The following is a 24276-nucleotide window of genomic DNA, read 5'->3' on the forward strand; positions in this document are numbered from 1 at the left end:
GCAGGCGGGCTTAGGCGACGCTTAAGGCGTAAAGCCTGCTTAAGGCATCGAGTGTTTAAAGCATCGAGTGTATATGTCGACGCGTCAAAAACGCAGACGCCCGGGAAGCGCGACTCACGCGCGATCCCGGGCGATCGATCGAAGCTCAGGCCTTAGCCCGATGCATCATCGTTTGCTTGCTTCAGGCGCCCGGCACAACCGCTACGCCGCGCAGGACCTGACCGAACGGTGCTGTCTGAAGCGTGCTAAAGCCGCTGGCAGACGTTGCCGTCGCACCGCTCACGTTCACCGTGATCTTCACCAGCTGATTCGAGTCGGCACCCGAATCGAAGTTAGCGCCGAGGCTATTGCCGGCCGTCGAGGTCGTGCCGAAGATCGTGAACGAGCCATCGCTGTTGGTTTGGCCCGTGATGCCGCGCAGACCGTCAGGGGTGGTCGTGTAACTGGCGCCGGCAGTTCCGAACGCGCCTTGCGTGTCGGTCACCGTGTAAGCGGTCCCGAGGTTGAGACCGGCCGTCAGATGCGTCAAAGCCTTCCACGTGCCGTTCTGGTTCTGGTACACCCACAGACCGCCGCTACCGGTCGTCTGATTGCCCGCCGTACCGTCGCCTTCGTCGCTCACGAACATGATCGACGGGTTCGACGCCGGGATCCACACGCTGAACGGGAACTCCGTGCCCGTAACCGAAGTCGGCAACGGGTTGGCCGCCAGTGCCGTCGGGAAGCCAGGAACGATGGTCATTGCAGCGTTCTGCGGCAACACGCCGCCGTTGCCCAATGCGGCCGTCGCGCCCACCTGGTAGACAGTGTTCACGCCATTGCTGCCGCTACCCTTCGTGATAAACACCGTTCCGTCCGGACCGTCGAACAGCCCACGGAAGTTGTCGTCCTTACCCGTTTTGTCCGCGGCCTGACCGAGGCTCGTAATCGAGAAACCGAATTCGTCGCCCGTGGCGCTGCCGCCGGTGATCGTGCCCATGGTCGCCAGCGAACAGGCCGTGCCCGCAGGCGCGACGCTATAGGTGCCGCCGGTGCTCGACTGGAACGCGCCGATCACTTGCGTGAACGGACATGAGCTACCCGGCACAATGCTTTGCACGCCCGTATCGGTCGTCAACATATCGAGCAGCGCGGTGGTCGGCTTCGGCGTCTTGCCCGAATCGCCCGCGTTGCCGACCATGTAATACATGCCGTTGGCGAGGATCGCCGCACGGCCGTTATCGCCGCTGTAAGCATTGGTATTCGTAAACGACAGGCTGCTGTCGGCGAAATTCAGTTGGGCAACCGTGCGGAATGTCGGCGTTGAAATGTCGTTGTTGGTCGGATCGACGACACCCGGCGTATTGCTGTTGGAAATGTCCAGCTGATCGATCGCGCTGTTGTAAGCGACAAAGGTCAGCGATTTGTTGTCGCGCGAAACATTCAGCGCGAGTTCGGACTTCGACGAGAAGCTAGTTGCGAAGTTGACCTGGCTCTTTGCGGCCAGCGCCGTGATGTCGACTGTCTTCGCGGGGCTGGTTGCGCCCGGCGCCCACTGATCCAGCAGCACTTCGGACGTTACGCCAAAGTTCGCGTCAACGGCGTCGTTGGTGAAGACGTTCGGAAAGGTGCCGGGCGTGACGGCGGCAATCGGCGCGGCGTTGGCGGCTTCAGGCGTTGCGTTGAACGGCAGCGTGCCGCTAACGACATTCGCCGGGTCGTATGTCGAACGCGAAACCAGCAGATTGCCGGGCGTGAACTGGCTGGCAACGACGGGGGTCGTGCCGCCGGAACCGGAACTGGATTGCGGTGACGTTGAATCATCACCTCCGCACCCGAACAGTACCGAGACCACAGCCGCAAGGGGAAGTAACCGGAGCGTTGTTTTTTTCATTACAGTCATTGAGTTCGACAAAGGTCAATAAGATGGGTGGTTGCTGTTGACATAGCGCCACACAAGCTACGAACTATCGGTGTCGAACCAATGAATGATGGATTACGAAGATTAGGCGGTGCCTCCCCTGTTTTTTAACCGCGCTCAGACGCAGGGATTGTCAGGCTGGATACTTTGCAAAACGCTTGGGGTTCGTCAGCATGCAACCCTACTCCTGCTTCCAGCGTTTGACGATGTCGGTCTCGATGTCGAACAGGTCGAGCAGCCGCCCAACGGTGTGGTCGACCATCGCTTCAAGACTTTGCGGGCGCGAATAGAACGCGGGCACAAGCGGCGCGACCACCGCGCCCATCTCGGACAACTGCAATAACGTCCGGAGATGGCCACTATGCAATGGCGTCTCCCGCACACCGAGCACGAGCCGGCGCCGCTCTTTCAACACGACGTCCGCGGCGCGGCTCATCAGTGTGCCGGTCACGCCGGTCGCGATTTCGCTCATGGTGCGGACCGAACAAGGCACGATCAACATGCCCATGGTCCGGAACGACCCCGAAGAAATCGCCGCGCCGATATCTCCCGATGCGTACCACACCGAAGCTCGCGCCCGCACGTCGACGGGTTTGATATCGGTTTCATACGTCATCGTCAGTTCGGCTGCCTTGCTAAGAACCAGATGCGTTTCGATGCCGGCCTGCATCAGCACGTCAAGCGCACGAATCCCATACGCGACACCCGACGCCCCTGTAATACCAACGACGATGCGTCGCGCTGCAAGCTTGCTCATTGCGTTCCGGTTCAAAAGCGTTGTTTAAGACGTCGTTTCAAAGGCGCGGTTTAAAAGCGCGTATGCAGCCCTACCCGAAACACCTCCTGATTCGGCCCGCTCGATGCCGAGCCCGCACCCAGCAAGCCGTCGATATTGGCCTGCTTGCCATCGTTGGTGCGTTGCCACGCAGCGATCGCATAGACGGAAGTCCGCTTGGACAGCGCATAGTCGACAATGCCGGACACCTGGTTAGCATGTTGATTGCTGAGGTTGGCATTGCCCTTCTCGTACATGTAGCTCAGGCCCAGCGACCACGTTGGCGTGAAGTGGTACATGCCGCCTGCCGAGTACGATTGCGCGGCCGTATCGTTAGCCACATTGCGCACCGTCGTGACGAGCGCCGTCATAAACAGCGGCCCCAACGTATAGCGCGCGCCAACCGCTGCATTGCGCACCGTCACGTTGGGCGCCCCGCCCGTGCCGATGTGCTTGGTACTAGTGTAAGCGGCATCCGCACCGAAGTCGTTGCGCTCATAGCTCATCAAAAAGCTTGACGCGTTGCCGGCCCCGATCGAGCCGGCGACATTGCCGAACCCATACATCGCGCCCGCGTGAAAGCCCGCGTAGGTAGGCGTTTCGTACCGCACCGAGTTTGAGATAGGCGTACCCGTCAGACGGCTCCAGTCGAAGCTGCCCGATGGATTGCCGGGAATGGCCAGTTTGGTGAAGATGCCGCCCGGATACGAATAGACGTGACCGGAAATTTCGGCCGGCGAATCCTTCACCATGTCGCGCATGAAGTCGTACTGTTCGCCGAGCATCATGCTGCCGTAGCGGTCGTTTTTCAAACCGACATAAGCGGACTTTGCCCATAGATCCTGCCCTCCGAGGATCGACCCGGTGCCGATCACAAGCTGGTCGCGCAGCAGGAAAACCGTCTTCCATCCGCCGCCCAGATCTTCAGTGCCCGTAAAGCCCCACAGGTTCGGCGAGTTTTGCCCATCCTTGAACTGCAGCGTGCCGTGGCCGCCCATGTTGCTGGTATAGGTGAGCCCGACATCCAGCAAGCCGTAGATCGTCACACTGCTTTGCGCAAGCGCAGGCGTCGATACTGCCGTCAACGCAGCTGCACAGGCACCCCAGGTCCATTTCCTTTTCAATTGACGTCTCCATTTTTGTATTCTTCGCACCTCGATTGGTGCTGTGCCTTTCGTTGCGCACTTTTATTGCTGCGTTTTCCCTGCTTTGCATTCCGAATCAATGCGCACGAAACAGCACCGACCTGCGCACCGATCGATGCCCCACCGCGTCATTGGCCCGCCGATGTCTCCACCCGATACCAGTCGAGCATGCGCATCAGCGGTTCATCCGACACGCGCAACAGCAGCGCATCGCGGCTCGCGTCGACGCGATACGGGTACCAGCTGGGCAACGCGAACATGTCGCCCGCGCGCCACTCGAAGCTGCGGCCGTCGACGTGCGTGACGCCCTCGCCTTCGATCACCGTGAAGATGCGGTTAGCCGTGCTGCGCGCGCACTGCCACTGCGTACCGGCTGCGAGCTGCAGCACGACACGGTCGAACGTCACCAGTCGCGGCGGGCCGAGTTCGAGGCTGCGCACACCCGGCGCAATCTCCGCGGCATCCGCGACGCGCGGCCGGTAATCCGCGTACGCGAAGCGCATCGGCGAACCTGCGTCGACGCGCTCGCTCTTTTCCAGCGCATCCGGATGGACCTCGAAGAACATCGGGCCGAGATGCTGGACCAGCGGCGCATCCAGAAAGTCGATCCAGTAGCCTTCCTGGTCGGACTCGCTAAGGTGCCCGTGATAGCAGCCATTGGGCGTCAGCAGGATGTCGCCGGCCAGCATCGGAATCTTCACGCCGTCGACGATCGTGTACATGTTCGGCGAGCCTTCCAGCACGATACGCATCGCGTTCGGCGTATGCCGATGGCTGCGCGCCGATTCGTGGCCCTTGATCATCTGGTACGCGCCGACCAGCGTGCGCACCGTCGCGTAATCGTTGCCCGGAATCGGATTGGCCATGATCAGATTGCGCCGCTCGGCCCATTCGGTGCCGACCAGCCGCCCCGCCGCATGCAACGCGGCGCGTGCATCGCGATAGCGCCAATGAGCTGGCACGAACACCTGCTTGGGTTGCGGATACAGCGATGGCGTGGGCTTGGCCCAGCCGTTTTTCATCTGCACCGCCTCAAGCAACTCGTGCAAGGCGGGCAAGTCCTGCGCCGAATCGAAATCGACTTCGGCATGCTCGGATTGCTCAGTTTGCGACATCGAAACTCTCCTCCGTACTCTCTTATGATCTATTCGCTGTGCAAATTTCAATCTGTCCAGCAAATTATATCGATTCCGTTTGACGTGTCAATTCGTTTGCATGCGCGAAATTGAGTCAATTCACCTTGCGAGTAAGTTATCCTCTGTGTGAATATCCAGTTCGGCCCGCGACGTCGATGCGCGCGCTGCTTATAATTCACGAGCGCCATGCGCCCGATGCGCTTCGTGCACAACAGGATTGCCAAATTGACAGAACGAAAACCAGCGAAAAAAACACCTGCCGAAACCAGCAAGAGCGCGGCAAAAAGCGCGACGGCCAAGGCGACAAAAAACGCGACGAACGCCGCTGCGAAAAGCGCTGCACCCGCCGATGACGCGCCGGAAAAAGACCGTCAGTTCGTCACCGCGCTGGCGCGCGGCCTCGACGTGCTGCGCTGCTTCACGCGCACCACGCCGGCGCTCGGCACCGCCGATATCGCGCGCATGACCGGCCTCGCGCAGCCGACCGTCTGGCGGCTGTGCTACACGCTGATCCAGGAAGGCTATCTGGTGCAAACCGACCGCGGCGGCCGCTTGCGCCCGGGTATTTCGGTGCTGGGCCTCGGGCAGGCCGCGATCGGCAGCATGCCGATCGCCGAACTCGCGCGCGACGACATGCAGACGCTCGCGAGCCGCTATCAATGCGCCGTGTCGCTCGGCATGCGCGACGGGCACTACATGGTCTATATGCAGCGCATGCAGGGCTCGCAAATCATCCTGCGCGACCTCGAGGTCGGCTCGCGCGTGCCGCTGTCTTCGTCGGCAACCGGCTGGGCCTACCTTGCCGGGCTGCCCGACGACGAGCGCGACAAGGTCTTCAAGGAGCTTCAGGAGATCGAGAAGAAGCGCTGGCCCACGCTGCTGCCGAAGATCAAGCAATCGATCGCGCAATACAAACGCACCGGTTACATCGTTAACAAAGGCTCTTTGCATGAGCAGATCAATGCGGTGGCGGTGCCGATCCTGTCGTCGGACGGCAACGTGCTGCTGTCGTTGAGCGCGGGCGGCATCAGCCTCGTGTTCGACGATGACACCCTTGTCAAGGTCGGCCAGGAATTGAAGCGGCTCGCCGTGCGCTTCGCGTCGGCACTCGACACGATGAAATAAGCGGAGCCGGCGCGCCGGATCGGCGTGCCGCGCGGCGGCAACCGGTTCGCCGATTCCGCCGCGCTGTTTCATTGCTGAGCCGCGAGCGCGCTGACGTTATCGTTGAAGCGCTGAAAAAACGTCGCCGCCAGCTTGTTCGCCACCGATGCCACCAGCCGCGTGCCGATCTGCGCGAGCTTGCCGCCCACTTCCGCATAGGCGACGTAGGACAGCACGGTGTCTTCGCCTGCGTCGCTCAGCGCCACCTCGGCGTTCATCTTGCCGAACCCGGCGATCCCGCCCTCGCCCTGACCAACGATCCGGTATCCGTCCGGCTCGACTCGGTCGGACAGCTTCAGGTTGCCCTTGAAGTTGGCCTTCACCGGGCCGATCGACATGCTGACCGTGGCGAGAAACTCGTCGTCGCCTGCCGCGCTGAACGACTGACAGCCCGGCACGCAGAGCTTCAGCACATCCGGATCGTTCAGGCATTTCCATACGAGGCTGCGCGGCGCCTTGATCGTCTGCGATCCCTTGAAATCCATCTCGGTCTGCTCCTTCGATGCTTCGTTGTTGCGTCGGTTAGCGCACGTCGAGCGTCATTTCGCCGACGTGGTCGATCGCGATACGCATGCGGTCGCCCGCCTTGACCGGGCCGACACCTGCCGGCGTGCCGGCCGCGATGATGTCGCCGGGGTAAAGCGTCGCGACCCTTGAGATCAGTTCGATCATGCCGGGGATATCGACGATCAGATCCTTGGTGTTCGAGTCCTGCCGCAGTTCGCCGTTGACCCACAGGCGGGTTTGCAGATTGGCCGGATCGGGCACTTCGTCGGCGCTGACGATCCACGGACCGAACGGACAAAACGTGTCGTACGACTTGCGCATCACGCGCTCTTCCTTGCCGCGTACGACCATATCGATCAGGCACGCGTAGCCGAAAATATGCTTGTACGCATCCTCGCGGCTCACGTTGCGGCCGCCCTTGCCGATCACGATGCCGAGCTCGCACTCATGATGGATTTCGCGGCCCGGCAGATCGGGCAGCACGACCGCGTCGTTCGGCCCCGACAGCGAGGAGTTCGCTTTCAGGAAAAAGCCGTTCAGGTCGGCGCGATTCGCGGAGTTCATCTCGGCACCGTGCGCGACATAGTTGACCGGCAGCGCGAGCAGCTTGTTCGGCCACGCGATCGGCACTTCCAGACGCACCGCGGCGAAATCGATGCGGCGCGTCTTCGGATGATCGAGCAACGCGGGCACGGACTCGCTGAAGCGGCGAATCACCTGCACCATCTGCACCGGCGGCCACATCGCGACGTCGAGTCCCAGCGTGTCGGTGATGTCGTAGCTGTCGTGGCCGAATTGCACGCCGATGCGGCCTTCGTCGAAGCGAAACAGTTTCATTGGGGTTCCTTGTTCTTTCCAGAAATCGTTGCGAGAAGTGCGGTGGGGTCGGTCGGCAGTGCGTCGCCGCGCCATGCGATGTGTCCGTCCGGACGCACCAGCACGTAGGGCTTTTCGTAGAGCGCGGCTACCGTCGATTGATCTGCCGTCGACAGCGTGTGCAGCGTCACCGGCACGCGTAAATCGCGCGCTGCATCGGCGAAGCGTTGTGCGCTGTCGTCGCTGGCGAAGTTCAGCAGCACGTAGCCGCGGCCGAACAGATCGAGCATCGAGCGGCCATCTGCGAGCCATGCATGCGGGGCACGGCAGCCCGGGCGCGTGGTCGGCCGGTAGTTGACGCCGTCGTCGTACTCGGCGGCGATCTGCTCGCGGTCCTCGTGCTCCGTATAGACGACGACCGGCGAATCGATATAGCGATTGCCGAGATGCATGTTCAGCGAGAACCACTCGCGCTTCAGACCTTCGCCGAGCGCTTCTCCTACATTGCGACGTTCGGCGGCGCCGGCTTCGCTGTCTTCCTCGAGCCGCTTGCTGTGGCTGACCCGCTTCATTGTTTCGAGGTTGCCGGTGGAAAAGCGCGTGATGCGTTCGGCAATCGGTCTGCGCTCGATTTCATACGAGTCGAGCAACGCAGGTCCACCCCACCCTTGCAGCGCGGCGTCGAGCTTCCATGACAGATCCACCGCATCGCCGATGCCGGTATTCATGCCGAGGCCGCCGGTCGGCGAAGTCAGATGGCACGCATCGCCGCAGATAAACACGCGTGCATGCCGATAGTGGTCGGCAACCAGCTCTTCGCGCGTCCAGTTCAGCACGCTCAGGATTTCCGGCTCGAACTCGCGGCCCAGCGCGCGGCACGCGAAGCGTTTGAGTTCGTCATCGCTATAGCGCTTGCGCTCGTCCGAGTTGCCGACGATCGACATGCGCCAGCAGTCCTTGCCGTTGATCGCAACGATGGTGGCCCACACCCCTGTGTGGTCGACGAACATGTAGCGGTAACCCGGCGCCTTGTCGTGCAGGCTGTTGAACTCCGCGCTGCGGAAGATCACGTTGGTCGTGTAAGTCAGCACGCCGCGCCCTTGCATGCCGATGCCAAGCTGCTCGCGCACCGTGCTTCGACCGCCGTCGCAACCCACCAGGTAGCGCGCACGGATTTCATAGACGTGGTTGTCGGACGGCCGCACGACGGTCGCGGTCACGCCATCGCTATCTTCGACGAACGACACGTACTCGTGCTCATACATCAGGCGTACGTTCGGCTGCGACTCGGCAAACTTGCGCAGCACCGGATCGAACATGTTCTGCGGGCAGCGCTCGCGCTTTTGCGGGCTCTCCACCGGCGGCTGTTCCGCACGCATCGACGGCATTGCCTGGCGGCCGAGTTCGTAACCGTTGAGCGCCGTCAGATAGACGTTGTCCTGCGGATAGTCGCGGTCATACGGGCTCGCCTCCACGTCCGCCACGATGCCCCAGCGGCGGCAGAACTCCATCGTGCGGATGCCGACCAGATCCATCTTCGGCTGGAACACGGAGCCGTCGCCACGATCGACGACGATGCATTGCCGCCCGCGCCAGCCCAGGTCTCCGGCCAGTGCCAGTCCAACCGGCCCTGCGCCGATTACCAAAATTTCGCATTCCAAGGTGTCTGGTTTGGCTGTCATGTGAGTTTGATTTTTAGGTGCGCACCGGCACATTCGAAGACTTTCGCTACAACGCTTTAATTCGCTATGCGGATAACGATTCGCAGACAGTTTATGGGCGCGTTTTCGGGTTGTCAACTTGTTGCGGGTGGGTACGGTGGTCTCGCCGTCACAACGCCGGCGCTTTTCCGCACGCCCATTGACACTGCGGCGCCACGACCCGTACTATTTGCTATGCGTTTCGTTATCCGCCAAGCGAATTGACGTAACGAACCAGGACATCACACTAGAATGGCGCGACGAGCGGCTTGTCATCGAGCCTGCGACGTCGTTCTCTGGAGGAGGAGCACATGCCTCGCATTACCCTTACGGTGAATGGGCAGCCGGCATCCGCCGACGTGGAAGGCCGCACCCTGCTGGTCGAACTGTTGCGCGACAAGCTCGGGCTGACCGGCACGCACGTCGGCTGCGATACCAGTCAATGCGGCTGCTGCGTCGTGCAGGTGGACCGCAAATCGGTGAAGTCCTGCACGTTTCTGGCGATTCAGGCCGACGGCGCCGAGATCACGACTATCGAAGGTCTCACTGCGCCCGACGGCACGCTGCATCCGATGCAGCAGATGTTTCGCGAGCACCATGCGCTGCAATGCGGGTTCTGTACGCCCGGCATGATGATGAGCGCGATCAACCTGGTGGAAACCCATGCGCAGTGTCCGACGTCGGAGCAGATTCGCCACGCGATGGAAGGCAATCTGTGCCGCTGCACCGGGTATCACAATATCGTCAGGGCGATCGAGGCGGCCTGGCCGTTGATGCAGGTCGATGCTGAGCAGGCGGTGGAAGAGCGGGAGCGGACATGTACGACTTCGAATACGTAAAGGCCGCCACGCTGCAGGACGCGGTCGGCATTCTGTCGGCGGACGACGCCGCCAAGGCGCTCGCCGGCGGCATGACATTCATCCCCGTGCTGAAGCAGCGGTTCAGCCAACCGTCCGTGGTGGTCGATCTCGGCGGTTTGGGTTTGTCCTACATTCGCCGCGAAGACGACACGCTGGTGATTGGCGGCATGACGCCGCATGGCGTGGTCGCCGCGTCACGTGTGGTCCGCCAGGCCATTCCGGCGCTCGCCTGGCTCGCTGGTCATATCGGCGATCGTCAGGTGCGGTATCGCGGCACCATCGGCGGTTCTCTGGCCAATGACGATCCGTCCGCCTGCTACCCGTCCGCCGTGCTTGCACTGAATGCGACCATCCGGACCGATCGGCGCGACATCGCTGCGGACGACTATTTTCAGGGCATGTTCACTACCTCGCTCGAGCCGGGTGAACTGATCACCGAAGTCAGATTGCCCACTGCCGAACGCGCCGCGTATGTGAAGTTTCCGAATCCGGCATCGCGCTATGCAATGGTCGGCGTGTTCGTCGCGAAGACTGCGGCAGGGGTACGTGTCGCTGTGACCGGCGCGGGTCAGGATGGCGTGTTTCGTCATCACGCGTTCGAGGAAGCGCTCACCCGGTCGTTCGACGTGTCGTCACTCGACGGGATTGAAACCCCGCACGACATGATGAATAGCGACATTCACGCCGGTGCGGAATATCGTGCGCATCTGGTCGATGTGATCGCAAGGCGTGCTGTTGAACTTGCCAATGCGGACGCGCCCTGAAGTCTGATGTCGCGCAGGCGGCCCGTTTGGGCCGCCTGCCGTAAGAGCTGATGCGTTCACGAAACGGACGGATGGATCAGCGCGCCGCTGGCGTGCCCAGCACATCGCGCAACATCTGCAGCGTCCGGCTACCAGCCTCAGCAGCCGCTTCCGGATGATGCCGGTCGGTTCGCAACGGATTGAAGAAACCGTGCTGCGCCTCCGGATAGAGACGCACCTCCACCCGCGAATTACCTGACGATGCCGCCTCGATCTGATGGACCAACGTAAGCGGTATCTGCGCATCCCTACCGCCGAAATGCAGCAGCAAACGCGCTTTGGCAGCGGCGATCTCGTCGACGTAATCGTTCAGTTGCACGCCATAGAACGACACACCGCCATCGATCTCGCCGCGTGCGCCCAGCAAGGTCGCAAGCTTGCCGCCGATACAGAAGCCGATCGCCGCCACGCGATGCTGATCGCCGGACCGCTGCTTCAACCAGCGAATCAGCCGGCCGATATCGGTCAGCGCAAGATCGCTGTCGAAATTGCGCATGATCTCGCCGGCCCGCGTGCGATCCGGCTCGACATAGCTCAATGCAATGCGCGGTTCGACGCGCCAGAACAGATCCGGCACGAGCACTTCGAAGCCTTCCTGTGCGAGCCAATCCGCGACGTCGCGCATCGCCGGGTTTACCCCGAAGATTTCGTGCAGCACGATAACCGTCGGTCTCACTGCGTCGCCTTGGGGCGCCACGCGGTATACCTGCATGCTGAAGTCTTCCGCTTCCGGCAGCGCAATCCAGTCTCTTTGCATCGCTTACTTTCCTTGCTGACGGTCCGCATCGGGTTTGCCGCCGCAGCAGGCACAGGTCATCGCGCCGGCGCGCTGCTGGACGCGATTGGTCCAGTACTCCCAGGCCCGCGTATAAGCCGGAGAATCGATCGGCGTCTTCAGACGGATCGCGATTTCGCCCGCCGACAACGGCTTGATTTCGCCGCCGAGGCTCAGCGCCGCCAGCATCACGCGCGCGTTGAGCGGCAGATAGATCGCCGACTTCACCACTTCGACCAGCGTGCGGCCCACAGCAGTGAAGCCATGCCCACGCATCAGCGTGACGCTGTTACCGGCCAGCGTGCGTGCCAGATCGTCTGCTTGCGCAATGCTTTCGACGAGGATATTCGTATCACCAAAGCGATCGCGGATATCCCATACCGGCACGTTCTCGCCGATCCCCGACGCGGTGTTCAGCACCGGCTGCAGCGGCCTCGTGCTGATCGTGAAAGGCAGCACGTCGGCAGCATGGCTGTGGATGACCGCATGCACGTCGGGCCGCGCCGCATAGACGCCCGCATGAATGAAGCGCTCGAGATACGGCTTCTTGCCGCCGGGCACGATCGGTTCCCCGTCCATACCGAACTCGAGAATATCGTCGACCTGCACAAATTCAGGACTACGCGAGCACGACAGCAGAAAGCGCTGCGGATGCTCCGGATGCCGGATACTGACGTGGCCGTAAGCATCCACGATGTTTTCGTTGGCGAGAATGTGATTGGCCATCACGAGGTCTTGAATCGCGGCGTCCAGCGTACTCATAGGGGATGTCTCCAGTAATTTGCAATGCAAATATCAAAACGCACAGCAAATAGTACGGTGACGCCGGTTTCGCTGTCAACGGAACGCAAACGATGCTCGGCAAAGCTTGTAGAAAGCCTGAGCGGTGCGAACCAGTTTCGCGTTGACAGCATTTCGGCACGACCTTAAAATTCGCAATGCGCATCACATTTCGCCTAGCGAATTACTCAGGCACGTTAAGCAGGCACGTTAAGCAGGCGCGAAAAGTAACAGGGAAAAAGCAGCACATTGCACACTGCGGTAAGTGACCGCCCAGCGGGTAGCCGCAGCAGACGAACATACGCCGATACAGCGCACGCATTGCGATGCAGCGTAAGGAGACACGGCATGGCTGAACCGATCAACGTCGTCGAGATCATCGATGGTCATAACATCAGCTGGTTGCAGATACGCGTCGCGCTGTTAGGCGCAATTACGCTGATGCTCGACGGTTTCGACAACCAGATGATCGCGTACGTGGCGCCGGCGCTAAAAACCGCGTGGCATCTGAGTGCCGGCGCACTTGGCCCGGTGTTCAGCGCCGGCGTGTTCGGCGTGGGGCTCGGCAGTATCCTGATCGGTCCGTTCGGCGATCGCTTCGGGCGAGTCAAGACGCTGCTGTTCACGGTGTTGTGCTTCGCCGTGTTTTCGCTGCTGCTGGCGCAGGCCACCAGCATCGCCCAGATGACCGCGTTGCGCTTTGGTATCGGCCTCGTGCTCGGCGCGGTGATTCCGCTGGTGGTCGTGCTGTGCAATGAATACGCGCCGCTGCGGCACCGCGCCAAGATGGTCACGATGATGACCTGCGGCTATGCGGTCGGCGCGGCGAGCGGCGGATTTCTTTCGGTGCATATCGTGCCGATCTTCGGCTGGCAGTCGGTCTTTTATGTGGGCGCGGTGCTGCCGTTGCTGCTTGGCATCGCGTTGCTGCTGTGGATGCCCGAGTCGATCCGCTTCCTCACGATGCGCCACGACAACGCGCGCGTCGCCGCGATCCTGCGCAAGATCGCCCCGTCGCTCGCGATTCCTGCCGACGCGAGCTTCATGATGCTGACCACCGGTCGCGACACCGGAAAAAACGGGGCCTTCTCGCATGTACGCGAGTTGTTCACCGAAAACCGCACCCGTATCACGCTGTTGCTGTGGACCTGCCTGTTCATGAACCTGATCGTGCTGAACTTCATGAACAACTGGCTGCCGACGCTGGTGATCCAGACCGGCTTGCCGGTGCCGCAGGCGCTGCGTACAGCCACCATGCTGCAGTTCGGCGGCTTCGTCGGGATCGCGTTGATGGGCCTGTTTGCTGATCGCTTCGGTTACTACAAGGTGCTCGCAGTCGTGTTTGCACTCGGCTGCGCCGGCATCGCGATGATCAGCCGGGCCGGTACGTCGCAAGCCGGGTTGATGGTCACCATCTTTATCGGCGGCTTCGCGGTGATCGGTTCGCAGATGACACTGGGCGCGCTGTCCGCGACGCTCTACCCCACGCGTATTCGTGCCACAGGGTCGAGCTGGGCATTCGGTGTGGCGCGCCTGTTGTCGGTGGTGGGGCCGTTTCTCGGCGGCCTGATGATCGCAAGACACTGGGCGCTTGAAACCATCTTCTATTGCGCGGCGATGCCGATGCTGTTTGCGGTGGTCGCCGTGCTGATGATGATGCGCACCCGGCAACCGGCCAGCACGCGCCAGGAAGCGCGGGTCCAGACGAGCCGGGGTCTGTCTTGAGCGCGATGAAGCCAACCCATGACGGCATCGGCCAGCCGGTGCAGCGCCGCGAAGATTTGCGCCTGATACAGGGGCAAGGCTGTTACAGCAACGACCTCAACGTGCCCGGTCAGAGCCACGCGTATTTCATCCGCTCGCCTCATGCGCACGCGCAGATCGTGTCGATCGATATCTCGGCAGCGCTGGCGCTTGAAGGTGTGGTCGCGGTGCTGACCGGAAAAGATGTCGAAGCGGACGGATTGAAGTCGCTGCCGCACCGCCCCGTGCTCGGCCACGAGGCCGACGTCAAGCTCACCAACAGCGATGGTTCGGCCAAGTTCGTGTCGCCGCATCTGCCGCTGCCGGCGGACCGCGCGCGCTTTGTCGGCGAGGCGGTGGCGGTGGTGATCGCTGAAACGGTGGCGATTGCGAAGGATGCCGCCGAGCTAGTCAGTATCGACTATGAGGCGTTGCCCGCGGTGACGGGAACACTGGCCGCCGCCGCACCGGACGCGCCGCGCGTATGGGACGAGCACTCGAACGTCGCACTCGATGCGCGGCTCGGCGACGCCGCCGCGACCGATGCCGCCTTTGCCCGCGCCGCCCACGTCACCCAGTTGACGACGTGGATTCAACGGCTGACCGGCGTGCCGCTGGAACCGCGCGCCGCAGTCGGCAGCTACGACGTGGAGACCAGCCGCTACACGCTCTTCGCCGGCAGTGGCAACGTGGTCCGCCAAAAACGCGAACTCGCGCACATCCTCGACATCGAGGAATCGCGCGTGCGCGTGGTGGCACGCGAAGTCGGCGGCAATTTCGGCACGCGCAACGCCTTTTATCCGGAGTTCGCGGTGATCGCGTGGGCCGCGCGGCGCATCGGACGCCCGGTGCATTGGAACTGCGAGCGCCAGGAAGCGTTTCTGAGCGACTACCAGGGCCGCGACCTGTATGTCGAAGCGGAACTTGCGCTCGACGAACACGGCCGCTTTCTCGCGATGCGTGGCTCCAATCTCAGCAACGTCGGCGCGCATACCGTTTCGTTCGTGCCGCTGACCAAAGGCATCGGCCTGATGAGCAGCGTCTACGACATACCGAGTGCCAGCTTTCGCGGCCGCGCGGTAAACAGCAACACACCGTCGACCAACTCGTACCGCAGCGCCGGGCGTCCGGAGGCGATGTTCGTCATCGAGCGGCTGATCGACAAGGCTGCTTTCGAGCACGGTTTCGATCGGGTCGAACTGCGCTGGCGCAATCTGATCCAGCCGGATCGCTTTCCATACGCCAATCCGCTCGGCTTGACCTACGACAGCGGCGCCTACCCGCAGTTGATGGAGCGCGCGCTCGAACTCGGTAAATGGCACAGCTTCCCGCAGCGCCGTGCCGAGGCGAGGCTGCGCGGCAAGCATCGCGGTATCGGCGTGGCGAATTACGTCGAGATCACCTCCGGCATGCCGCGCGAGCGCGCCGAAGTGACGGTGCAACCGGGCGGCAGCATTGACGTGGTGATCGGCACGCTGTCGAGCGGCCAGGGTCATGAAACGAGCTTTGCGCAGTTGATCACCGAGTGGTTCAAGGTGCCGATCGAACGGGTGCGCATCATCACCGGCGATACCGATATCGTCAGCGCAGGTGGCGGCTCGCACTCCGGGCGTTCGATGCGGCTTGCCGGCATTGTGATCGGCAAGGCGAGCGAAGTTTTACTGGACAAGGCACGGCGTATCGCCGCCCTGCTGCTGAAGCTCGATGATGCGACGACCGTGCGGTTCGCTAACGGACGCTTCAGCGCCCCCGGCACCGATACGAGCTTCGATTTGTTCGAGCTTGCCGCCGCAGCGGCAGCAGCCACCGATGCCGCCGACAGCGCCCTCCCCGATGATCTGCGCGGCCCGCTCGCCGCAGTCGGCGACGAAACCGTGCAGGTAGCCGGCTATCCGTTCGGCAGCCACGTGTGCGAAGTCGAAGTGGATGCCGATACCGGCACGGTCGAACTGATCGACTATATCGCCGTCGACGACGTCGGCCAGGCCATCAACCCGCTGATCCTGCATGGTCAGGCGCACGGCGGCATTGCCCAGGGCGTGGGCCAGGCACTGCTCGAGCAGTGCTACTACGAGGACGGCAGCGGCCAGTTGCTAACGGGCTCCTTCATGGACTACGCGATTCCGCGCGCGTTGGATCTGCCCGACTTCATCACCGAAATCAGCGAGACGCCGTCGCCGACCAATCCGCTCGGCGTGCGCGCCGGCGGCGAAGGCGGCACGACGCCGGCGCTTGGTGTGGTGATCAACGCGATCGTCGATGCGCTGGCCGAATTCGGCGTCACTCATATCGACATGCCGGCCACACCTGAGCGTGTATGGCAAGCAATCCAGCATGCGCGCAAGCGCAGCAACACCCCAGCCTGACGGAGCACACCTTGACGAACGGCACCATCACTCGACAGCTGCGGGGGCGTTGCCTCGAGCTGACCATCGACAACGAAGCACACGGCAATGCGATCTCCGACGAGATGGCCGGCGAACTGGCCGATCTGCTCGATGCAGCAGCAGACGAAGCGGACCTCGTCGTACTGCGAGGTACCGGCGCGGATTTCTGCAGCGGCCGCATGTCGATGGGCAAACGCAGCGGCGCGCAGCCGCAAGCGCTGGACCGGCGGCGCAAGACCGAAGTGATCTTCCGCTGCTACGACGCGTTTCGCGCCACACCGGTGCCGGTGATCGGCGTGGTGCGTGGCCGCGCGCACGGTTTCGGCTGCGCAGTCGCGGCGCTGTGCGACATCACTCTAGCGGCCGATAACGCGAGCTTCCAGATTCCCGAAATGGCTCACAACATTTTGCCGACCATGGTGATGTCCGCGCTGGTCGATCGCGTCCCTGCGAAGGAACTCGCGTATCTGGTCTATTCGGCGCGGCACTTCGATGCGGCAGCGGCAAAGGCCTACGGCCTCGTCAGCGACGTAGCACCCGACGCCGAACTCGACGCGGCCTGCGCAGCGCTCGTCGCGTCGATGCTAAACGCGCCGCGCCCCGCTCTGCGCGGCGTCAAGGAATATCTGCGGGTGGCGCCGGACATGCCGATACACGGCGCGGTGGAATACGCGCAGAACCTGCACGCCACCATCAATTCTTCGAACGAGATGCTGAAACAGCACGATCAACACGACAAGGACGCACGATGAGCACCCGCGACACTCCCATCGACTTCGACAAGTTCCGCCTGCGCCGCTTCGTCGAAAAGCTGATCGAAGCCGGCGAAGTCGCGCTTCATGACGACCCGGTTTCGCTTGCCGATCTGAGCGCGCGCGTCGACGAAACGTCCAAGGCGTCCTGGTTCCGTCAGGTCGGGCAGGAAAAGTTCGAGATGATCGCCGCGGTGTGCGGCAGCCGCAAGCGGCTGGCGATGGCGTTCGGCGTCGAAGAAAGCGAACTGATCGGCGAGTACACGCGACGCATGGCCAATCCGCAGAAAGTCGTCGAGGTCGCTTCGGCCGATGCGCCGGTGCACCAGGTGGTCATCACCGGCGACGACATCGATCTGATGAAGCTGCCATTCCATCTTCAGCACGAATACGACGGCGCGCCGTATATCTCGTCGGGCATCGACTATAGCGTCGACCCCGCTACCGGACGCACCAACGTCGGTTGCCGTCGGCTGATGTTCCGCAGCAAGACCACGATGCGCGCGAACCTGTCGCAACCGTCCGATCTGAAGCGCGTGTATCTCGCTTGTGTAGAACGCGGTGAAAAACTGCCGGCCAGCTTCGCGATTGGCTCGCATCCGCTGGACTATCTGGCGGCCGGGCTAAGAATTCCCGTCGATGAATTCGCGCTGGTTGGCACGCTGCGCGGTGAACCCGTGCCGATGGTGCGTGGGCTGACTAATGGCGTGCTGGCGCCCGCCGACGCGGAAATGATCGTCGAGGGTTACTTCGACGAGTTGGGATATCGCGAGCAGGAAGGCCCTTACGGCGAGTTCTACGGCTATTACGGGCCGGTGCATATGGACCCGGTGTTCCACGTGACGGCCATCACGACGCGCAAGGATGTGCTGCATCAGACGGTGCGTCACAGCGGCCGGCATCTGAGCTGGACTGAATCGGCCAATCTGGGCGGCTTGAATTCGGAGCTGCAGATGTGGCGTCTGCTGCGCGCGGCCAATATCGAACCGGCTGCTGTGTGTGCCGTGCCCGGCACCAATGGCCGGCAGAGCGCACGCATTGCGCTCAAACGCGGCGTGCCGGGCCAGGCGCGACTCGCGATCGCCGCGCTGGCATCCATTCCCCGCCTCAAATACATCTACGTTGTCGATGACGACGTCGACGTGTTCTCGAACGAGCAGATCGAATGGGCGATGTCGACGCGCTTTCGCAGCGACCGCGACATCGTCGTGATGGAAGGCTTCGCGCCGTTCTACATGGATCCGACCACCGGCGACCACGGCACGATCGCCAAGGTCGGGTTCGATTTGACGGCGCCGTATGGCCGCGAGCTGACGGTTGAAAATCGGCGTGCGTTCGCGCCGCGTTTCACGGATGCTTCCACATCTGCGGATAAACGGTTCGGCAGCGTACGTGAAGCGCTGGCTGCCGGGCCGCTGTTCTTCATGGAACTGATGACCGCGCTAGGTAGCAGCGACGGCCGCGAAATCGCGCTAGAAATCGATGCGTTGACCCAGCAAGGCCTAATATGCCGTCTGCGCGATGGCGAATGGGCGCTGCAAGACAACACCGACAAGAAATAACGCGCGCGAGTTTTCGTTCCGGCTGCCGGACACGGCAGCCGGAAGCACGCTTTATCGCTTGAACACGACCATCTTCTCGGCCGTCATTTCATGCATGGTGTAGGGAATCCCGCCCACACCATGGCCGGAACCATGACGTCCGGCAAACGGCATCCAGTCCACGCGGAAGGCGGTATGGTCGTTGATCATGACCGCCGAAGCATCGAGCCGCTCGGCCGCATCGAGCGCACTCTCGAGATCGCGGGTGAAGATACTCGATTGAAACGCGACAGGTAACGAATTCGCTTCGGCGATCGCTTCGTCCAGCGACTGGAACGGATACACGCAGGTCAACGGTCCGAAGACTTCCAGCGTGGACACCTTGGCGTCCTTCGGCGGATTCACCAGTATCGACGGAATGAGCGTGGTCCGGCTCAACCGGCCGCCGCCCAGCTGCTGTGTCCCCGCGGATACAGCCTCCTCGATCCAGCTAGCCACACGATCCGATTCCGCCGGGGTGATCAACGGCCCGACTTCGGTTTCCGCAAGCGTGGGGTCGCCTGCCCGCAGTTTCGCGACGCGTGCCGCAAAGCGCTCGATAAACTCGTGCTGCAGATCGGCATGAACGTAGATCCGTTGAACCGATACGCACACCTGGCCCGCGTGGTAATAGCCCCCTTTGGCGAGCGGATCGATGATCCGGTCCAGATCCGCGCTGCGGTCGACGATGGCGGGCGCAACACCGCCATGCTCCAGTGCGCAGCGGGCGCCAGGCGCAAGTTTCGAACGCAGGCGCCAGCCAACCTGCGCCGAACCGATAAAGCTGAAAAAAGCCACCCGTGGATCGGTAACAAACGCCTCGGAGAGTTCACGCTGTTCCGGCAAAAAGGTCTGCACCCAGCCTTCGGGCATGCCCGCCTCGTGCACCAGTTCCACGAACCTGAAGCAGTTGAGCGGCGTGGCCGTCGCCGGCTTGACGATCACCGGGCAGCCGGTCGCGATGGCCGGTGCGATCTGGTGAACGATCAGATTCAGCGGATGATTGAATGCAGAAACCGCCGCGACCACGCCAATCGGTTCGGCAATGGTCCATGCGCGGCGATTGTCGCTCGCCGCGGTCAGACCCATCGGGATTTCGTGGCCGCCCCGGCTACGCAGCGCATCGGCGGCATTGCGCACGCCGTCGATCGCGCGATCCGTCTCGATCAGCGCATCCGTAAGCGGCTTGCCGCCCTCGCGCGCGATCAGGCGGCCGAAGGCTTCGCGTTCGGCCTGCATCAGCGCGGCAAGCTTGTGCAGCACTTCAATACGCTGGTAAGGCTTGAGCCAGCTTTTGCGGTCCTTGAATAGTCTCGACGCCGTGGCGAGCTTGCGCTCCAGCGCCGCTGCATCGTCTGCCGCGAGTTGCCGGATGGGTTCACGGTCGAACGCCTGCACTACTTCAATCATCATGACCTCCTCGGTTCAGGTTCGAGTTGCGAATTCGAGAGTACTACGCCGAGGCTAAATAATCAGATGTCAGGGGTCGTGGCTCGCCGTTAGCGGTTGCCGGGCATCCATCACGGATGCCCGGCAACCGCTATCGCCAGACCGTCATTCGGAGACGTCGGTGGTGAGCGTAAGGGACTCCCACGTGTCGATTTCGCGGTTCAGTTCGGCCAGCGCCGCCCTCACCGCCGACAATGCGTCCGATCCAAGCAGCAAGTGCACCGGCGGGTTGTCGACCTCGGTGATCTTGATCATCGCTTTGGCTGCTTTTTTCGGGTCGCCGATCTGACGCCCCGAGCGTTCTGCGCGCGCGGCACGCTGCGGCTCGAACGACGCGTCGTAGTCGCTGATGCTGCGTTCGCCGCGCAGCATCGAGCGGCCGGCCCAGTCGGTGCGGAAGCCGCCAGGCTCGATCGCCGTGACCTTGATGCCGAATTGCGTGACTTCTTTCGCCAGCGCAGCGTTCAGGCCTTCCAGCGCAAACTTGCTGGCGTTGTAGACGCCCACGCCCGGGAACACCGTCAAGCCGCCCATCGACGTCACATTGAGAATATGGCCGCGGCGCCGCGCACGCATATACGGCAATACAGCCTGCATCATGCTGAATGCGCCGAAGGTATTGACCTCGAACTGCTTGCGCACGTCTTCGAGCCGGGTTTCTTCGAGCGGGCCTTCGTAGCCATATCCTGCGTTGTTGACGAACACGTCGATCGGGCCGAGCGTCTTTTCAACTTCGGCCACCGCCGCGGGAATCGCCGCGTGATCCGTCACGTCCAGCAATACTGGGATGGTGGCGCCTGGTGCGAGCTTCGCGAATTCCGCGCACTGCGCTTCGGTTCTCAACGTGCCCGCGACGCGATGCCCCTGCGCCAGCAATTCGTGAACGAGCGCCTGGCCGAAGCCGCTGCTTACGCCTGTGATGAACCAGTTCTTCATAACTCTCTCCTGTTGAGCGTAGTCGTCAAGCACAGGAGCGAGTATCGAATTGTCGACCGGGCTGGTAAAGGCGGAACGGCGGCATACGGTATGAAGCGAACCTTCACAATGCCTATTTGGGCAAGCTCAGGTTCGCCTCATAGCCCCGCGCTGTGTCGCACCGTATCGCACGGCTTTGATTCCGGACTACAGCACCTCGCGACGCTGCCGCACCGCCCGCCGCGCGCCTTGCGACATCGCGAAGTACACCACCCCGCCTACCAGCATCCCCGCGACCGCTTCGGAGAACCACGGCGCCATCTGATGCACGGCGAGCGCGACCAGCGCGCCGATTCCCCACGCGGCGAATGCGCTGCCGCGGAAGTTCGGCACCTCTTCGTCATACGAGTAATGCCGCACCATCAGCTGATCGACGATAATCACCGCGCCGATCGGCGGCACCAGCACGCCCAGCAGATTCAGCCAGTCGAGGAACAGGCTCCACACGCCCGCCACCGCGAACACGCCGCCGATCAGCCCGAGCACGATCGTCATCGTGCGCATCTTGCGCTTCGCGATGCGCCCCCAGCCGACCGCGCCGTTGTACAGGCAATGCGTGCACACCGAACCGAGATTGACGAACACGAACACCAGCGCGATCACCGACAGCACGCCGCCGTGGCTGGTCAGCACCGGCATGAAATCGCCGCCGCTGGTGGCCGGCGCGGCCGCCGCACCCGCGCACACGATCAACATGCCGACCAGCTGCGCGATCATGTTCGCGAACGGAAAGGCAGTCAGCGTCGCGTAGACGGCGCTTTTGCCGTCCTTCGACCAGCGCGTGAAATCGGCCGTCATCGTGCCCGAATCGGCGAACGTCGCGACCACCAGCGTCACCGCGCCGCCGAACGACATCAGGCTGTTCGCGCCGGCGCCGTCATACAGCAGCACCGACGACAACGAATGCTGTTCGCCGATCATCGTCAGCGCGACGATCGCAAGGATGATGTACATCGGCGCCGCGATCATGCCGACGATCGACAGCGCGCGAATCCCGATGAAGGTCACCGCGGTGTAGAGCAGCGTCGCGCCGATGATGGTCGCGGTTTCGTTCCAGCCGAACGATGCATGCACGGTGGTGCCGGTCAGGCCGGTTTGAAACGCATACCAGCCGATCACCACCGTCGCCAGAAAACCGGAGGTGATCACGTAGCCCTTCTTGCCGAAGGTACGCTCGGCTTGCAGTGCGAAGTTGCGTCCGGTGTTGCCGGCGATGAAACTCAAGGTGCCGACATACGCGAGCAGGATCGCGTTGCCGATCAGAATCGCGATCAACGCGCGTGCAAAGCCGAGGTTGTACGCGATGATGCCGCCAAATACCGCGTTGGTGATGATCATCGGAAAGCCGAACCACACCGCTGCCACCGACGATAACGAATGACGATGCGATAGCGGAACGGGTTGATGCTCGAACTCTTCGTCGAGACCGTGTTGCTCGGTTGAAGTGGTCATGGTGTGCCCCTGGGGTTGCTTAAGCGGATTTCATTGCGCTGGGTTCACTGCGCTGCGCGGGTTTTTACGTTCACTTCGCTGCAAGACCGAGTTCCTTCAGCAGCGGCGGCCACGTCTGACGCCACGGCTGGGCCTTCTCGAACGCAGCCGACGCGCGCAGCACCAGTTGATCGTCAAGATGGCGGCCGACGATCTGCAGGCCGACCGGCAAGCCGTCGGTGGTGAAGCCTGCCGGTATCGAAGCGGCTGGCTGGCCCGTGAGGTTCATCGGAAACGTGAACGCCAGCCACTGCGTGTTCGCGACCATGCGGCCGTCGATGATTTCGGGGCCCTGCATATGCACCGGGAACGGCGGCACGGCCAGCGTCGGCGTCAGCAGCAGGTCGTAGTTCGCCATGAAGCGCCACATCTTGTTGACGAGCGCCTTGCGCGTCATGTTCGCGTTGGTGAAGTCCTCGGCGCTCCATGGGTGATTCAGGAACGCGACCAGATGCGGCGACATCTGTTTGCCGTATTGTTCGACCATCTTGCGCATGCCAACGAGGTCGCTCTCCATCGCGACGATGCCCCAGAACGCGTCGAACGGATCGCTCCAGCCCGGGTGTGCGATTTCTACCGTGCAGCCGAGATCGCGCTCGAATACGCGCACTGCGTCGTCCACTACACGACGCACCTGCGGATCGACCGCGGCATAGCCCCAGTCCGGGCTGTACGCGATGCGCAGGCCCTTCAGGTCGCCCTCGAGCGCTTTCACCCAGTCGAAGTCGGCACCCGGCAGCGAATGCCGGTCGCGCGCATCGGGGCCCGCGATCACCGACAGCATCAGCGCGCTATCGGCCACCGTGCGGCTCATCGGGCCGAGGTGCTCGAGGCTTTCCCAGCTCGATACGCCCGGATAGCGTTCGTCGCGGCAGCCCGGATAGAGCGGCACGCGCCCCATCGACGGCTTGATCCCATAGATGCCCGAATGCGCCGACGGAATGCGGATCGAACCGCCACCGTCGCTGCCGATCGCAAACGGCACTTCGCCGCTCGCGACCGCGGCGCCCGAACCGGCGCTCGAACCGCCCGGCGTCATCGCGGTGTTCCACGGGTTGCGCGTGGTGTCGAAGATCGGATTGTGGCCGACGCCGCTATAGCCGAACTCCGGCACGTTGGTCTTGCCGACGATCACCGCATCGGCGTTTTTCAGACGCTCGACCACCACGTCGTCCTCGTCGGGCACGAAGTCCTTGTAGGCCGGCGAACCCGACGCAGTGCGAATACCGGCTGTGCACACAAGATCCTTGATGCCGACCGGCACGCCCGCCAGTGGACCAACCGGGTCGCCGCGCTGGATACGCGCCTGAATCTCACGCGCCGCGTCGCGGGCGCCCTCCGCGGTCACCGTGCAGAAAGCGTGAAGCGACGGCTCGAGCGCGTCCATGCGCGCCAGATGCGCATCGACAACTTCGACCGCGGAAAGCTCCTTGGTACGGATAGCCTTGGCAAGCGCGACCGCGTCCATGCCGCAGATCTGTTGCTGGATGTCCATGTATGTCTCCCGAATGGTTTGGCTGGTGTGCTAACTATCGAGC

20 protein-coding genes are annotated in these 24276 nt (G+C 62.5%); 7 read left to right on the forward strand and 13 right to left on the reverse strand.

Going from position 1 to position 24276, the window contains the following annotated elements; all coding sequences use genetic code 11:
• Nucleotides 1-181: 181 nt before the first annotated feature.
• The 4 genes from ACYVNQ_RS10515 to ACYVNQ_RS10530 all read right to left on the reverse strand — a co-directional run bounded on the left by ACYVNQ_RS10515 (nucleotide 182) and on the right by ACYVNQ_RS10530 (nucleotide 4935).
• A complete protein-coding gene (locus ACYVNQ_RS10515; RefSeq protein WP_460902418.1) occupies nucleotides 182-1873 on the reverse strand; it encodes a hypothetical protein in 1692 nt (563 codons plus the stop codon).
• A gap of 208 nt (nucleotides 1874-2081) precedes the next feature.
• Nucleotides 2082-2657, reverse strand: a complete 576-nt coding sequence (locus ACYVNQ_RS10520) for a UbiX family flavin prenyltransferase (RefSeq protein ID WP_460902419.1) — start codon at nucleotides 2655-2657, stop codon at nucleotides 2082-2084.
• A gap of 50 nt (nucleotides 2658-2707) precedes the next feature.
• Nucleotides 2708-3799: a porin gene (locus tag ACYVNQ_RS10525; protein ID WP_460902420.1), complete on the reverse strand. Its 1092-nt coding sequence runs from the start codon at nucleotides 3797-3799 to the stop codon at nucleotides 2708-2710.
• 149 nt (nucleotides 3800-3948) lie between these two features.
• Entirely contained in the window at nucleotides 3949-4935 is a 987-nt protein-coding gene (locus tag ACYVNQ_RS10530; RefSeq protein WP_460902421.1) for a cupin domain-containing protein, read from the reverse strand.
• A gap of 246 nt (nucleotides 4936-5181) precedes the next feature.
• On the opposite strand from ACYVNQ_RS10530, the gene ACYVNQ_RS10535 reads away from it, so the two are divergent.
• Nucleotides 5182-6081, forward strand: coding sequence for an IclR family transcriptional regulator (locus tag ACYVNQ_RS10535; RefSeq protein ID WP_460902422.1), 900 nt, complete (start codon nucleotides 5182-5184; stop codon nucleotides 6079-6081).
• A 68-nt stretch (nucleotides 6082-6149) separates the two neighbouring features.
• Here ACYVNQ_RS10535 and ACYVNQ_RS10540 read toward each other — a convergent pair whose 3' ends face one another.
• Genes ACYVNQ_RS10540 through ACYVNQ_RS10550 form a run of 3 tightly spaced genes read right to left on the reverse strand, consistent with a single transcriptional unit; the run spans nucleotide 6150 to nucleotide 9104 of the window.
• Nucleotides 6150-6605, reverse strand: a complete 456-nt coding sequence (locus ACYVNQ_RS10540) for a CoxG family protein (protein ID WP_460902423.1) — start codon at nucleotides 6603-6605, stop codon at nucleotides 6150-6152.
• 37 nt (nucleotides 6606-6642) lie between these two features.
• Complete coding sequence (locus ACYVNQ_RS10545) at nucleotides 6643-7464, reverse strand: fumarylacetoacetate hydrolase family protein (protein WP_460902424.1); 822 nt, start codon at nucleotides 7462-7464, stop codon at nucleotides 6643-6645.
• On the reverse strand, nucleotides 7461-9104 hold the full coding sequence (locus tag ACYVNQ_RS10550) for an FAD-dependent oxidoreductase (protein ID WP_460902425.1): 1644 nt from the start codon (nucleotides 9102-9104) through the stop codon (nucleotides 7461-7463). Before ACYVNQ_RS10550 ends, ACYVNQ_RS10545 begins: the two co-directional genes overlap by 4 nt.
• Before the next feature lie 350 nt (nucleotides 9105-9454).
• Between ACYVNQ_RS10550 and ACYVNQ_RS10555 the strand changes: the two genes are divergently transcribed.
• Both ACYVNQ_RS10555 and ACYVNQ_RS10560 read left to right on the forward strand, forming a co-directional pair.
• Complete coding sequence (locus ACYVNQ_RS10555; protein WP_460902426.1) at nucleotides 9455-9982, forward strand: (2Fe-2S)-binding protein; 528 nt, start codon at nucleotides 9455-9457, stop codon at nucleotides 9980-9982.
• Nucleotides 9961-10767, forward strand: coding sequence for an FAD binding domain-containing protein (locus ACYVNQ_RS10560; RefSeq protein ID WP_460902427.1), 807 nt, complete (start codon nucleotides 9961-9963; stop codon nucleotides 10765-10767). The genes ACYVNQ_RS10555 and ACYVNQ_RS10560 overlap by 22 nt, the downstream gene beginning before the upstream one ends.
• A gap of 76 nt (nucleotides 10768-10843) precedes the next feature.
• Here ACYVNQ_RS10560 and ACYVNQ_RS10565 read toward each other — a convergent pair whose 3' ends face one another.
• On the reverse strand, nucleotides 10844-11563 hold the full coding sequence (locus ACYVNQ_RS10565) for a dienelactone hydrolase family protein (protein WP_460902428.1): 720 nt from the start codon (nucleotides 11561-11563) through the stop codon (nucleotides 10844-10846).
• A 3-nt stretch (nucleotides 11564-11566) separates the two neighbouring features.
• Entirely contained in the window at nucleotides 11567-12343 is a 777-nt protein-coding gene (locus ACYVNQ_RS10570; RefSeq protein ID WP_460902429.1) for a class II aldolase/adducin family protein, read from the reverse strand.
• 366 nt (nucleotides 12344-12709) lie between these two features.
• On the opposite strand from ACYVNQ_RS10570, the gene ACYVNQ_RS10575 reads away from it, so the two are divergent.
• The 4 genes from ACYVNQ_RS10575 to ACYVNQ_RS10590 are packed head-to-tail and all read left to right on the forward strand — an operon-like array spanning nucleotide 12710 to nucleotide 18805.
• Nucleotides 12710-14086 carry an MFS transporter gene (locus ACYVNQ_RS10575; protein ID WP_460902430.1) on the forward strand — a complete coding sequence of 459 codons (1377 nt, stop codon included), beginning with the start codon at nucleotides 12710-12712 and terminating at the stop codon, nucleotides 14084-14086.
• 5 nt (nucleotides 14087-14091) lie between these two features.
• Nucleotides 14092-16470, forward strand: a complete 2379-nt coding sequence (locus tag ACYVNQ_RS10580; RefSeq protein WP_460902431.1) for a xanthine dehydrogenase family protein molybdopterin-binding subunit — start codon at nucleotides 14092-14094, stop codon at nucleotides 16468-16470.
• A gap of 11 nt (nucleotides 16471-16481) precedes the next feature.
• Nucleotides 16482-17243 carry an enoyl-CoA hydratase/isomerase family protein gene (locus ACYVNQ_RS10585; RefSeq protein WP_460902432.1) on the forward strand — a complete coding sequence of 254 codons (762 nt, stop codon included), beginning with the start codon at nucleotides 16482-16484 and terminating at the stop codon, nucleotides 17241-17243.
• The gene (locus ACYVNQ_RS10590) at nucleotides 17240-18805 is read left to right on the forward strand and encodes a UbiD family decarboxylase domain-containing protein (RefSeq protein ID WP_460902433.1); all 1566 of its coding nucleotides are present in this window, start codon (nucleotides 17240-17242) and stop codon (nucleotides 18803-18805) included. Before ACYVNQ_RS10585 ends, ACYVNQ_RS10590 begins: the two co-directional genes overlap by 4 nt.
• A gap of 51 nt (nucleotides 18806-18856) precedes the next feature.
• On the opposite strand, the gene ACYVNQ_RS10595 is transcribed toward ACYVNQ_RS10590, so the two are convergent.
• The 4 genes from ACYVNQ_RS10595 to ACYVNQ_RS10610 all read right to left on the reverse strand — a co-directional run bounded on the left by ACYVNQ_RS10595 (nucleotide 18857) and on the right by ACYVNQ_RS10610 (nucleotide 24233).
• Nucleotides 18857-20236: an aldehyde dehydrogenase family protein gene (locus ACYVNQ_RS10595; RefSeq protein ID WP_460902434.1), complete on the reverse strand. Its 1380-nt coding sequence runs from the start codon at nucleotides 20234-20236 to the stop codon at nucleotides 18857-18859.
• 141 nt (nucleotides 20237-20377) lie between these two features.
• Nucleotides 20378-21208 carry an oxidoreductase gene (locus ACYVNQ_RS10600; protein ID WP_460902435.1) on the reverse strand — a complete coding sequence of 277 codons (831 nt, stop codon included), beginning with the start codon at nucleotides 21206-21208 and terminating at the stop codon, nucleotides 20378-20380.
• A gap of 186 nt (nucleotides 21209-21394) precedes the next feature.
• On the reverse strand, nucleotides 21395-22699 hold the full coding sequence (locus ACYVNQ_RS10605; RefSeq protein WP_460902436.1) for a purine-cytosine permease family protein: 1305 nt from the start codon (nucleotides 22697-22699) through the stop codon (nucleotides 21395-21397).
• 70 nt (nucleotides 22700-22769) lie between these two features.
• A complete protein-coding gene (locus tag ACYVNQ_RS10610; RefSeq protein WP_460902437.1) occupies nucleotides 22770-24233 on the reverse strand; it encodes an amidase in 1464 nt (487 codons plus the stop codon).
• Nucleotides 24234-24276 lie beyond the last annotated feature (43 nt).

Source organism: Paraburkholderia jirisanensis (genome assembly GCF_054782355.1).

Bases quoted from the DNA above. Each gene is read 5' to 3' on its own strand.
- ACYVNQ_RS10515 (WP_460902418.1), bottom strand. From the start codon at position 1,873: ATGAAAAAAACAACGCTCCGGTTACTTCCCCTTGCGGCTGTGGTCTCG.
- ACYVNQ_RS10520 (WP_460902419.1), bottom strand. From the start codon at position 2,657: ATGAGCAAGCTTGCAGCGCGACGCATCGTCGTTGGTATTACAGGGGCG.
- ACYVNQ_RS10530 (WP_460902421.1), bottom strand. From the start codon at position 4,935: ATGTCGCAAACTGAGCAATCCGAGCATGCCGAAGTCGATTTCGATTCG.
- ACYVNQ_RS10540 (WP_460902423.1), bottom strand. From the start codon at position 6,605: ATGGATTTCAAGGGATCGCAGACGATCAAGGCGCCGCGCAGCCTCGTA.
- ACYVNQ_RS10545 (WP_460902424.1), bottom strand. From the start codon at position 7,464: ATGAAACTGTTTCGCTTCGACGAAGGCCGCATCGGCGTGCAATTCGGC.
- ACYVNQ_RS10555 (WP_460902426.1), top strand. From the start codon at position 9,455: ATGCCTCGCATTACCCTTACGGTGAATGGGCAGCCGGCATCCGCCGAC.
- ACYVNQ_RS10560 (WP_460902427.1), top strand. From the start codon at position 9,961: ATGTACGACTTCGAATACGTAAAGGCCGCCACGCTGCAGGACGCGGTC.
- ACYVNQ_RS10565 (WP_460902428.1), bottom strand. From the start codon at position 11,563: ATGCAAAGAGACTGGATTGCGCTGCCGGAAGCGGAAGACTTCAGCATG.
- ACYVNQ_RS10570 (WP_460902429.1), bottom strand. From the start codon at position 12,343: ATGAGTACGCTGGACGCCGCGATTCAAGACCTCGTGATGGCCAATCAC.
- ACYVNQ_RS10575 (WP_460902430.1), top strand. From the start codon at position 12,710: ATGGCTGAACCGATCAACGTCGTCGAGATCATCGATGGTCATAACATC.
- ACYVNQ_RS10580 (WP_460902431.1), top strand. From the start codon at position 14,092: ATGAAGCCAACCCATGACGGCATCGGCCAGCCGGTGCAGCGCCGCGAA.
- ACYVNQ_RS10590 (WP_460902433.1), top strand. From the start codon at position 17,240: ATGAGCACCCGCGACACTCCCATCGACTTCGACAAGTTCCGCCTGCGC.
- ACYVNQ_RS10595 (WP_460902434.1), bottom strand. From the start codon at position 20,236: ATGATGATTGAAGTAGTGCAGGCGTTCGACCGTGAACCCATCCGGCAA.
- ACYVNQ_RS10600 (WP_460902435.1), bottom strand. From the start codon at position 21,208: ATGAAGAACTGGTTCATCACAGGCGTAAGCAGCGGCTTCGGCCAGGCG.
- ACYVNQ_RS10605 (WP_460902436.1), bottom strand. From the start codon at position 22,699: ATGACCACTTCAACCGAGCAACACGGTCTCGACGAAGAGTTCGAGCAT.
- ACYVNQ_RS10610 (WP_460902437.1), bottom strand. From the start codon at position 24,233: ATGGACATCCAGCAACAGATCTGCGGCATGGACGCGGTCGCGCTTGCC.